This window comes from Enterococcus phoeniculicola ATCC BAA-412 (assembly GCF_000407505.1).
Taxonomy (GTDB): domain Bacteria; phylum Bacillota; class Bacilli; order Lactobacillales; family Enterococcaceae; genus Enterococcus_K; species Enterococcus_K phoeniculicola.
In genome coordinates this window covers 385,267-397,244 of record NZ_ASWE01000004.1, presented here as the reverse complement: position 1 = coordinate 397,244, position 11,978 = coordinate 385,267, and the positions used below count along the sequence as shown (strand labels likewise).

At 36.6% G+C, this 11,978-nt stretch carries 10 protein-coding genes; all 10 read right to left on the bottom strand.

From position 1 onward, the window contains the following. Window positions 1-246: 246 nt before the first annotated feature. The 10 genes from I589_RS15845 to tsf all read right to left on the bottom strand — a co-directional run bounded on the left by I589_RS15845 (window position 247) and on the right by tsf (window position 11,970). Window positions 247-1,956, bottom strand: coding sequence for a proline--tRNA ligase (locus I589_RS15845; RefSeq protein WP_010767318.1), 1,710 nt, complete (start codon window positions 1,954-1,956; stop codon window positions 247-249). Between the two features lie 83 nt (window positions 1,957-2,039). Continuing rightward, complete coding sequence (gene rseP, locus I589_RS15840) at window positions 2,040-3,308, bottom strand: RIP metalloprotease RseP (protein ID WP_010767317.1); 1,269 nt, start codon at window positions 3,306-3,308, stop codon at window positions 2,040-2,042. A gap of 428 nt (window positions 3,309-3,736) precedes the next feature. Beyond that, a complete protein-coding gene (locus I589_RS15835; RefSeq protein WP_010767316.1) occupies window positions 3,737-4,537 on the bottom strand; it encodes a phosphatidate cytidylyltransferase in 801 nt (266 codons plus the stop codon). Window positions 4,538-4,550: 13 nt separating this feature from the next. After that, the gene (gene uppS / locus I589_RS15830) at window positions 4,551-5,342 is read right to left on the bottom strand and encodes an undecaprenyl pyrophosphate synthase (RefSeq protein ID WP_010767315.1); all 792 of its coding nucleotides are present in this window, start codon (window positions 5,340-5,342) and stop codon (window positions 4,551-4,553) included. Window positions 5,343-5,622: 280 nt separating this feature from the next. After that, complete coding sequence (locus tag I589_RS15825) at window positions 5,623-7,230, bottom strand: PASTA domain-containing protein (RefSeq protein ID WP_010767314.1); 1,608 nt, start codon at window positions 7,228-7,230, stop codon at window positions 5,623-5,625. Next, on the bottom strand, window positions 7,223-7,894 hold the full coding sequence (locus I589_RS15820; protein WP_010767313.1) for an ABC transporter ATP-binding protein: 672 nt from the start codon (window positions 7,892-7,894) through the stop codon (window positions 7,223-7,225). The genes I589_RS15825 and I589_RS15820 overlap by 8 nt, the downstream gene beginning before the upstream one ends. Window positions 7,895-7,906: 12 nt before the next feature. Beyond that, window positions 7,907-9,418 (bottom strand): ABC transporter permease, encoded by a 1,512-nt coding sequence (locus I589_RS15815; protein WP_010767312.1) that lies wholly within the window; start codon window positions 9,416-9,418, stop codon window positions 7,907-7,909. Between the two features lie 238 nt (window positions 9,419-9,656). Next, window positions 9,657-10,214 (bottom strand): ribosome recycling factor, encoded by a 558-nt coding sequence (gene frr, locus I589_RS15810; RefSeq protein WP_010767311.1) that lies wholly within the window; start codon window positions 10,212-10,214, stop codon window positions 9,657-9,659. A 2-nt stretch (window positions 10,215-10,216) separates the two neighbouring features. Next, window positions 10,217-10,939, bottom strand: a complete 723-nt coding sequence (pyrH, locus tag I589_RS15805) for a UMP kinase (RefSeq protein ID WP_010767310.1) — start codon at window positions 10,937-10,939, stop codon at window positions 10,217-10,219. A gap of 149 nt (window positions 10,940-11,088) precedes the next feature. Next, entirely contained in the window at window positions 11,089-11,970 is an 882-nt protein-coding gene (tsf, locus tag I589_RS15800) for a translation elongation factor Ts (RefSeq protein ID WP_010767309.1), read from the bottom strand. Window positions 11,971-11,978: the final 8 nt, after the last annotated feature.

Here is an 11,978-nt window from a genome sequence, read left to right as displayed (position 1 = left end):
ACTTTTGAAAAAGAAATGTCTTTTCTAAACGGACGCTACTTTTTAAATACTAGCATAAATAATGCACAACAGCTTCTATCCTGAAAAGAACAGAGGATTATAGAGGAACTTTATTTTAAAATCTAAACAGGTAAGTCCACTCACTCAATTTATTCTTTTCCAAAAATCAGACAAAAGAAAAATCCGGGCATTTGTGATGTCCCGGATTCTTTCTCTTTCGTTTATTCTAGTAATGAGTTACTGTTCTTATTCTTCTGAATTTAACAAAATCTCAAGTGTATTTACAAGCTCTTCTTTTCTAACTTCAAGCATAGCACCTGATTTTTTAATTTTTACTTCAACTACTCCATCAACTGCTTTTTTTCCAACAGTGATTCGAATAGGACAGCCAATCAAATCAGAATCCGCAAATTTTACGCCTGCACGTTCATTCCGGTCATCAACTAACACTTCATAGCCAGCAGAACACATAATCGTTTCCACTTCTTCTGATAAGCGAGTTTGATACTCATCAGTAACATTCATTTGTACGACATGTAAATCAAAGGGAGCAATACCCTTTGGCCAGTGAATTCCCTCTTCATCTGCATTTTGTTCCACAATAGCTGCAAGTAAGCGACTCACACCAATACCATAGCAGCCCATTTTTACGAAAGTTTCTTTTCCATCTTCATCAAGAACAGTGGCATCCATTGCTTCACTATAACGTGTACCCAATTTAAAGATATGCCCAATTTCTATTCCTTTCGTAAACTCTAATACACCATTACCAGAAGGAGAAGGATCACCTTCTTGCACATAGCGAATATCCTCAAAAAGTTCAGGAGAGAAATCGCGCTCTAGATTGACTTGATTGTAGTGGAGCCCTACTTCATTTGCTCCAACAATAAAATTAGCCATGTCTTGTACATGCAAATCTGCAATTACCCGTATCTCATCTGACACACCAATAGGACCAATTGAACCAAAATCTGAATGAAGATACACGTGTGCTTCATCCTCGGTTGCTTTCTCCAACGTTTCAGCCTGCAACAAATGTTTAAGCTTCACTTCATTAACTTCATGATCACCTCGAACAATTGCCAGAACTGGCTGACCATCTGCCATGAATAATAACGTCTTAGCCACTCGTTGAACATCTACCTGGAAGAATTCAGCTACTTCCTCAACGGTTTCTATATTAGGTGTTTCTACCTTTTCTAATTCATTCATCTTCGCATGTGCTTTTTTGGGAGTATACAGACTTGTTGCCATCTCAAGATTAGCAGCATAATCTGTCTCAGAAGAATAACAAATGGTATCTTCTCCTATATCAGAAATAGCCATAAACTCTTTTGAGTCTTTTCCTCCCATTGCCCCTGCATCTCCAATTACTACTCGAAAATCTAATCCGCAGCGTTTAAAAATTTCTATATAGGCTTGCTCAAATGTTTTATAAACCTTATCTAAGCTTTCGACATTAGAATGAAACGAATAGGCATCCTTCATGATGAACTCTCTAGTTCTAAGAAGACCAAATCTAGGTCTCTTCTCATCTCTGTATTTTGTTTGTATCTGGTAAAGTGAGATTGGCAGCCGTTTATATGAGCTTACCTCATCTCTTATCAGCTCCGTAAATGCTTCTTCATGTGTTGGTGCAAGAAGAAGGGCACGTTGATTTCTATCTTTTACATGATATAAACTTGGTCCATAAGTTTCATAACGACCGGATTCTTCCCAAAGCTCTGCTGGAAGAAGTCCTGGCATCAGCATCTCAATAGCATCTATCTTTGCTAGTTCTTCTTGTATAATGAACTCTAACTTTTTTAAAACGCGATGAGCCAACGGTAAATAAGAATAAATACCTGCTGACACTTGCCGAATAAAACCGCCTCGCAACAGCATTTTATGACTCAGATTTTCCGCATCACTTGGTACCTCACGCAATGTCGGAATTAGCATTTTTGATTGTTTCATCCTTTTTCTCCTTTTTCATACACATTCTCGTGTATCCCTGTTTATTAGTTCCCCCTAACAAACCTGTACAGCTTATCTATACGCTAAAAAAAGAATCGTTGAATATCATTCCATGTAACTAGAACCATCAACACCATCAGCAACCCAAAACCGATGAATGTCAAAATTCCTTCCTTTTCTTGACTAAGTGGTTTCCCACGAACGCCTTCAAAGATATTCAATACTAATTTTCCGCCATCTAACGCAGGAATAGGTAATAAGTTGATAATCCCTAAGTTCATCGAAAGCATGGCCATAAGAGCGATTACCGTTGTCACACCTTCATTTGCTGCCTGTGATGACATTTGAAACATCATAACCGGTCCCCCTAGTTTATTCAGACTAAAGCCTGTAAACAAGGAACCCAATGCTTTAAAAATTGCCAATGAGCTATCCAATGCCTGTGTAATTCCGCCAAAAACTTTATCCGTCAAACTTGTCTTCATAGGAACCGCAATGTCCAATTTTCCCACTGTTTGTTTCCCTGACTTTTCTGATTTTGGTGTAATGGTCTTATCAATCGTTTCACCATTTCGCTTTATGACAAATTTCATCTGTTTCCCTGGATTTTCAGAAATCACTGTTGCAAGTCCGTTCCAGTCAGTAATATTTTTGCCATCGATCGAAACAATTTCATCATTTTCCTTTAACCCAGCTTGCTCGGCTACTCCGCCAGTCAATACTTCTCCCAAATGGTTCGTGTTTTTTATTGGTACCCCACCATTCATAAATGCAAGAATAACAAATAATAAAATAGCCAAAATGAAATTATTCATCGGTCCGGCAAAATTAGTAAGCATTCTTTGCCAGAGTTTTGCTGATTGAAATTGGACATCACGGGGAGCAATCCGTACTTCTGTACCATCTGATTCAATAATTGTTGCATCATGTAATACAGGATACGTGACAGCCTCTGATTCATCTCCATTTACAAACCCGGTAATGGTCAGCTCGTCTTCCAAGTCATGTCGTACTAACTCCATGGGGATACTATTTGTTAATTGAATCTTTTTACTCGTATTTATTTTTGTTACGACACCCGCTTCATTTAACTCCACAGAGAGTGGTAACCCTGGTGGAAGCTCTGTTTCTTCCTCCCCCATTCCTGCCATACGTACATATCCGCCAATGGGGAGTAGTCGCAAGGTATAGGTTGTTCCATCTTTTGCCTGATGTGCCACTATTTTGGGTCCCATGCCAATTGCAAATTCACGAACTAGAATGCCTGAACGCTTTGCAAAAAAGAAATGGCCAAACTCGTGGACAATTACTAATACACCAAAAACAATAATAAATGTAATAATTGTCTTCATCTATTTTCCTTCCTTCTCTTAAAGTTCTCTTTTTAAAGTATTCACGAATGAAATCAATTTTCTAGAAATTACTATATAAAACACCACTCATTTTATCATAAGTCAGTGAAAATCGCCAAATAGTTACTTAATTCCCCACTTTTATTGAAAAATGGTAAATTGTTTTATTTTTTTACAGCAACTATTTTCTCTTTTTTTCGTCCACATATATAGAATACGCAAATTTATTGATTTCTACCCAAAAATGAAATTATTCAATTAAAACCAGAATTTCTTTTCTTAACTATCTATGGAAGACTGCCTTTATTTCATCTGGTTGACTAGAAAAGAGAAGACCGAAACAAATACTTCTGAGCATTTGTCCGACCTCCTCTATTTTCTTTCTATTCTTTGTTAAGTAACTTCTTTCAAATTTTAAAATTTTTCAGTTAAAAGACTCCCAAAATATGCATCACGGGAAAAACGAATAAGAGACTGTCAAAACGATCCAGTATTCCTCCATGTCCCGGTAGAATATTTCCTGAATCCTTTACACCGTAATGTCTTTTGATAGAGGATTCAACTAAGTCACCAAACTGACCTACAATTGAAAAGATAATGGTTAATCCCAACATGACTACACTACTATAGCTGAAAAAATCTGCTCCAGGATAAACAAATAGATAAATAAGAGCAACGACTAATGCACTTGCAATTCCTCCAAGTGCGCCTTCAATGGTTTTGTTTGGTGAAACTTCCGGCCAAAGTTTTCTACGACCATATTTTCTACCTACCATATACGCTCCAATATCTGTTGCCCATACAATAAAAAGAGCAAATAATAAAACTTCAAGTCCTGCTATCCGTGCATTCACAAAATTTTGGAAGCCGACACCAACATACAAACTGACAATGACTGGAAAACCTGCTTCATCAATAGAATACGTATTTTTTGAAAATACACAAATCCCTAGAATAATTAACACAATCAAATAATATAAAAGAAAGCTGTTTGTTTTTTCAGGCAAAAACTTAAGCAAGTCATTCACGGGTAAAACTAAAATAACTGCACCGATGGAAGCTAAAACCCCTTCTAAACTTGCAATCGTTAATCCCTTCATTCGAAATAATTCATATACCCCTACAACCGCCAACACAGCAGCAGAAAGCTGTAAAACTAACCCTCCAGCCCAAATAATTGGGATAAATAAGATTAGTGCAACTACTGCAGTAATTACTCGTTGTCTCACGCATGTTCCTCCTCTACGTCGTCTCTTTCAATCCGCCAAATCGACGACTTCTGTTTTGAAATGATGCAATCGCTGTTTCAAGTAATTTTGGTGTAAAATCAGGCCACAGTGCTTGTGTGAAAAATAATTCGCTATAAGCAATTTGCCATAATAAAAAATTACTAATTCTTTCTTCTCCACTTGTCCGAATAACCAGCTCAGGGTCTCTAAGCTCCTGAGGTAAAAAGCTGGTCATTAAATGATTAGCGATTGTTTCTTCTGTTATCTCATCGGATTTCAACTCTTTTTTTTCTACTTCTTTTGCAATTTCTTGAACAGCTGTAGCGATTTCTGCTCTACTTCCATAGTTTAAAGCAAAATTCAAAATCATTCCAGTGTTATCTTTTGTTTGCATCATTGCATCTTTTACCGCATCTTGCGTGTGTGCAGGTAAAAACTGTTTATAGCCCATAACCTGAACTTTGACATTTTCCGCAATCAACTCTGGAACGAATACATCAAAAAAATCCACAGGAAGCTGCATGAGAAAATTCACTTCATCTGTAGGGCGTTTCCAATTTTCTGTAGAAAAAGCATATAAAGTTAGTACCTTTACGCCAAGCTTTGAGGCATGCTTTGTAATTCGTTTAACTGTTTCCATTCCCTCTTTGTGCCCTGCTACTCTCGGAAGCCTTCTATTCTGTGCCCAACGTCCATTTCCATCCATAATAACAGCAATGTGTTGAGGAATTGATCCAGCCTCATCAAATACAAATTTAGACTCTTCTTGTACATACTTATTTTTTTGTGGGAAAAAACGTAACATCCTTTTTCCTCCTCTTTAAAAATTAACGCTATCTTGAACATTATAGCAATAAGTTTTTTTATTTCCTATTCATTTTTGAATTTTTTCACGATTGTTTAACGCATCTTAAAGATTCTACACTTTTTTCTTCCATAATGATAGGAAATTTCAAGTATTTTACCATAAAAAAGCTATTGAAAAAGAGTGACGAGACTGAGGATGGGATATGACTCTCTAAGTTATATCCCACGCTCGACCTCATCTGTTCTCTTTCAATAGCCTGGATTTCTCACTTATCTCATTATTTACTAACTTCTTCAGCATTCCCAGCTGACTGTTCTTCTGCTGGTTTTTCAGCTGGCTGTTCTTTTTCTGACGCTGGCTCTGTTGGCTGTAGATTTCCTTTACTGATTCCGATATAGATATGGGCATCAATTGGAATAAACTCACTAAAACGACTCATAGCAACCACCGTGCCCTTGCTTTCTGCTGAGTCTACATAATAGACCTCATACGTTACATTTGCACCTTTTGATTCAAATTCATCATAAAAGACCTTCTGTAAATCACCTTCAACTGTTTGGCCTCTTAAATCCTTCAAATATGGCTGTCCCTGCGAGTAGAGAACTTTTACATTCGGCAATGCATCGCCCTCATTATATTGTTTTCCAGCCTCTACAGATTGACTGATAAATCTGCCATAAGGAACATCTGTTGTATAAATACTGCGAATCTGAGCAGGAACTTTTGATTCTAGCTGACTAGCTTCTTCTACAGTATATTGAGAATAGTCCGGTACAGAAATTGCTTGTCCTTTTGAAATCTTAACTTTAAAGGTGTCTTTCTTCGCAATTTTAGTCCCCTTCGCTGTTTCTTGTGAAAGAACTTTATCCAATTCTACCGTTTCTGAAAATACAGCTGTCGCCTCTAGCTTCAATTCATTTTTTGTTGCCCATTCTTGTACTTCTGACTTTGTTTTTCCTTTAAAATCAGGAACCTCAATATTTTTTTCAAATACTTCTTTTCCTTTTGAATAATAGACTTGAAGCTTATCTTTTCTTTTGTACTCAGCTGAATCTAAATCTTTATTTCCAAATTGTAATTTAATGAATTTTGATTCCTCAATTTTGTCATTATACTCTTCAATGATCGCTACATTCTCAGCTTTATTTTCAGATACCCAATTACGGGCTGCTTCTACAGAAAAATCTTTAAATTCAGGTAACGCAATTTTCTGATCAGGATCAGGACCTAGGCTTGAAGTAATCACTAGTTCCTTTCCTTTTTTGATCTTTTTGCCCCCAGCAACTCCCTGTTTGATAATAATATTAGGTTCTGTATCAAAATCATAAACCTGTTCCACTTTAAGCTTCACATCATTCTCAGAAGTCCATGTTCTTGCCTCGGACAGTTCTTTCTTGTTAAAATCAGGAACCTTCACATGTGTCAGCTGGTAGTAGACACCAAACAGCAGCGCACAGACAACTACAATACCTGCACCAAGAATGCCAAACTTTTTTATCTTTTTTTTCTGATAGTCTGGATCTGTTTCCGTTTCTTCTTCTTGGAATCTGCTTCGGACTTGTTTTTCTTCATTTGTACTTGACGATTCAGTTCTACTCGTATTTTGCTCATTGATTTGTTCGTCATGGATTTCTGAACTAGTTAGAGGAGAGCCCATTATTTTTTCAGAAACTGTCTCGTCTTTCTGTAATGGCTCATTTCTTTGAATATCTGGCTTAATAATTCTCGGTGTTTGTTCAGAATTCACAGGCTCAATTTCTTTTGGTTGTGAGCCAAGTTCGGTTTCTTCCTCTGGCAACGGTGCGCGCCTTTTTTTCTTTGTCTTTTTTGGTTCTTTGTCCCCACTATAGTTATCATTTGTAAAGTTCGATAAAAAATCACTCATGCTTTAAAACACCTTTATGAAGATAGTAAGGCTCGTCTGACTGTTTAGCAATTTCATTGGAGTGGGTAACAACGATGACACATTTATTATGGTCTTTTGCTAAGCGTTTAAAGATATCAACAATTTCCTGTTCCATTTCTTCATCTAAATTTCCTGTTGGCTCATCTGCTAAGATAATATCAACATTTGTCGCAAGCGCACGTGCAATCGCAACACGCTGTTGTTCTCCACCAGATAATTGATTAACGAGTCGGTCTGCTTTTGCCTTAGTAATCCCAATATAATCAAGTAAATTATAGGCAACTTCCCGATGATTATCAGGGAGTTCATTATCTGTAATCGACATTGCTACCAACACATTTTCAACTGCTGTCAGATAAGGAACCAAATTATAGCTTTGGAAAATGATGCTGATGTCATTTCGGCGAAATTTTTCGTACCCAATTTTTTTAATATCTTGACCTTCAAGAAGAATCTCCCCTTCTTTTGGTTCATCTAGAGCACTAATCAAAGATAGAAATGTAGTTTTTCCCGAACCTGACTGTCCTAAAATCGTATAAAATTTCCCTTTTTCAAAAGAAATAGTTGTATCTTTAAGAATAAATCGACGCTGATCACCATCTTGATAAAAATAACTTAGATTTTTCGTTTCTAAAAGCGGCATGGGGTTCCCTCCTTACATCATAATTTTCTTTGGATTTAATCGTAAAATATACATTAATGGTATTAGTGCAGATAAAAGAACGGTTCCTAACCCAACAAGTAAATAGGTAAAAATATAAGCTACAGAAAACGTCACTTTATATGCTCCGGTTACATCATCTGCTGTTAAATTACTAGAAACACTATCATATACACTGCTATAATACATCATATTATCATTAGTCGTTTGTAATAAATCAGAATTCATCAGTGATTTAGAAACCATATTTCCAAGAAGATTCCCTGTAACTAAAGAAAGAACTAGCGCCAGTGCACTAATAATCAATAACTCAATTAGCACCTGTCCCATTACTTTTCCTCTTGTTTCACCAAGAGACAAGTAAATACCTAACTCATGTTTCCGATCTCTCATAAATAACAGTACTACTAAACCAATAATCAGTAAGGTCGCAATAACTGAAATAATTACAACATACTTAGAAATTTGGCCCATTTTTTTCATGCTACCACCAATTTCATCATACTGATCTGATGAAGCACGAACTACATAGTATTTCGGTAATAATGGCTCTGCTTCTTCTTTAAACGCCTCTGTATCCCCTGGATTTTTTAAGATATAAGCTGGTGAATAGTACTCGCCCATATCACCCTCCATTGTATCGTCACCAGAAAACATAAGTTCATTTTGTTTTTTTGAATATTCAGATACTGTTTTATTAGGAAGATAAATTGTATTTTCAAGCTCTGTGGAACTATTCATTTGATTATAATATTCATCACTGTTCTTCTTAGGTTCTTTTTCTGATTTAACAGGTTCAAAAAAACCAATAATTTTTACTGGATAATCAACAGACTTGATATCTTCTGGCTTCACTTCAACCTCGTTGCCCTCGCTATCAAAACCAAGCTGGTCTTCATTTGTCGCGGTAATAAGAAGCTGGTCGCCTAAAGATAAGTTATTTTTCTCAGCAAACCGTTTACCTACTACGGCAACACTGGCTCCATCTTTTACATCCTTATCTGAAAAAACAGTTCCTTCAACTAGACTAATTTTTTTCTGCTCAATGTCTAATATTTTAGGATAATTTATCCCTTTAAGATTAAAATATTCAAGACCGCGGTTCCCTGTTATCCGGGTAGAGCCCTCATCTCCATTTTCCTCAGACTGATAATCAAACGACTTTAATTTTCTAGAATTAAAATAGCTGTAAGTATTGTAATCAAAATATTTTACATAGGATAACTTTCCAACCTTCTCATAGACATCTAATTTGGGATTATCAGGATATACTAAAGTTGCTTCGTCTTCGTCCTTATGATCCTTTTGGAATGTATCATAGTCAAATTCAACAGTGGCATTTGCGCCTAATTTCGCCTTTACATCTTTTTCGACGTTACTTGTTGACTGTTGGATTGCAATAGCCCCCGCGATCACATTCCCTAACACAAATATGACCAAGAACAAAATGATGGATTTACCCTTTCTTCTTGTCACACTACTTATTGCTCTTTGCAAAAAATTCACTCTTCCATCTCCTTTCAAGAGAACTAACGTTTCTCATATTATTCCATAAATAGAAGCCGAATACAACAACGCTTTCATCAATCCTACGTTTATTATAGAATTTTTTTTATCACTTCTCTAATGTTGGAATAACGCATGATTTATTTAATTACTGCTTACACAAAAAAAGGACACTCCGAGATCAAAGTTTGAGGTCAGAAGGTCCTTTTTTTTAATTCTTAAAAATTGTTTAAGATAACTAAACGTCTAACAATTCTTTTTCTTTTTCAGCTTGGATTTTCTCAATTTCTTTTACGCTATTATCTGTTAATGTTTGAATTTCTTTTTCCAATGAGCGCAGTTCATCTTCAGTAATCTCACTGTTTTTTTGTTGCTTTTTATAATCATCAATTGCATCACGGCGTATATTTCGTACGGCAATTTTTGAGTTTTCTGCTTCTTTTTTTACTTCTTTTGCTAGCTCTTTACGACGTTCTTCAGTTAATTGAGGAATCACTAAACGAATCACATTTCCATCGTTTGTCGGACTAATTCCAATATCACTTGTCATGATTGCTTTTTCAATATCCTGAATAGAATTCTTGTCAAATGGTGTAATCATTAATACTCGTGCTTCCGGAATATTAATTGATGCAAGCTGATTCACTGGCGTTGGTGCACCATAGTAATCTACCATTACTCGGTCAAGAAGACTTGCGTTTGCACGTCCTGCACGAATTTGACCTAGTTCTCTTTGTAAACTTTGTTCTGCTTTTTGCATTTTTTCTTTTGCTGTTTGCATAATTGCATCTGCCATGTTTATTTCCCCCTTACGGTAGTTCCAATATTTTCTCCAAGGATTGCCCGGCGAATATTTCCATGTTCATTTAAATTGAAGACAACTAGCGGAATATCATTATCCATACTTAGTGAGCTTGCTGTAGAATCCATTACCTGTAATCCTTTGGCAATAACTTCCATGTGTGTCAACTCTTCAAACTTCGTTGCTGTTTCATCTAATTTAGGATCTGCTGAGTAAACCCCATCAACATTATTTTTAGCCATTAAAATAACATCAGCACCAATTTCTGCAGCACGTAAAGCAGCAGTTGTATCCGTAGAGAAATATGGATTTCCTGTACCTCCTGCAAAGATAACGATGCGTCCTTTTTCTAAATGACGTTCTGCTTTTCGACGGATATAAGGTTCTGCAATTTGACGCATATCAATGGATGTTTGTACGCGAGTAGGAACCCCAACATTTTCCAGTGTATCTTGCAATGCAAGTGCATTCATCACCGTAGCAAGCATGCCCATATAGTCTGCTTGCGCGCGTTCCATACCCATTTGAGCGCCAATTTGTCCGCGCCAGATATTTCCACCACCAACAACAATCGCCATCTCAACACCAAGCTCATGAACTTCTTTGATTTCTTCGATGATTTCTTTTATAACTGGTGGTTTAATGCCAAATCCATCATTTCCTGCTAATGCTTCGCCACTTAATTTTAATACAACACGTTGATATTTAGGTTTAACCATTCTGATTCCTCCATTATTGTCTCTTACTATTTTAGCATACTCTCTTTGCTGTGGACACTCTCTGTAAGTAGATTTGTCTGCTTTTATGAATTTGCCTAAAAAAAGGGAGCGCATTTCCATGCGTTCCCATCTGTTAACAGGTAACAGAATTATTTTTTCACTTGGCTCATAACTTCTTCAGCAAAGTTGTCTTCACGTTTTTCAATTCCTTCGCCCACTTCAAAACGAACGAATGATTGAACTGTTGCACCTTTTGAGGCAACGTATTTTTCAACAGTCATGTCAGGGTCTTTAACAAATGGTTGGTCAACCAAAGCGATTTCTGCTTTAAATTTGTTTAAGCGTCCTTCTACCATTTTTTCAACAATGTTTGCAGGTTTTCCTTCATTTAAAGCTTGTTCAGTTAAAACAGCTTTTTCGTGTTCTAATTCTGCTTGAGGAATTTGTGTTTCGTCTAGGTAACGAGGGTTAATTGCAGCGATATGCATTGCTACGTCACGTGCAACTGTTTCGTCAGTTGTTCCTTCAACTACTGATAATACAGCGATACGTCCGCCCATGTGTAGGTATCCGCCAAATGCTGCATTATCAGATTTTTCTGCTAAAGCAAAGCGACGGAAATTAATTTTTTCTCCGATAACTTGTGTAGCTTCAACTAAATCTGATTCGATTGTTCCTTTAGCAGTTTTAATTTGCATAGCTGCTTCTAAATCAGCAGGTTTGTTTTCTGCAACTAATTCAGCAATTTCTTTTACTAAGTCTTGGAACATTTCATTTTTAGAAACGAAGTCAGTTTCTGAGTTAATTTCAACGATTGCTGCTGAATTTCCTTTAATTGCTACTGATGCTAAACCTTCAGCTGCAATACGGTCATTTTTCTTAGCAGCTTTTGCCATACCGTTTTCGCGTAACAAGTCAACTGCTTTTTCGATATCGCCTTCTACTTCTACTAACGCTCTTTTCGCGTCCATCATACCTACGCCAGTCATGTCGCGTAGTTCTTTAACTAATTTAGCTGTTACATCTGCCATTTTTTATT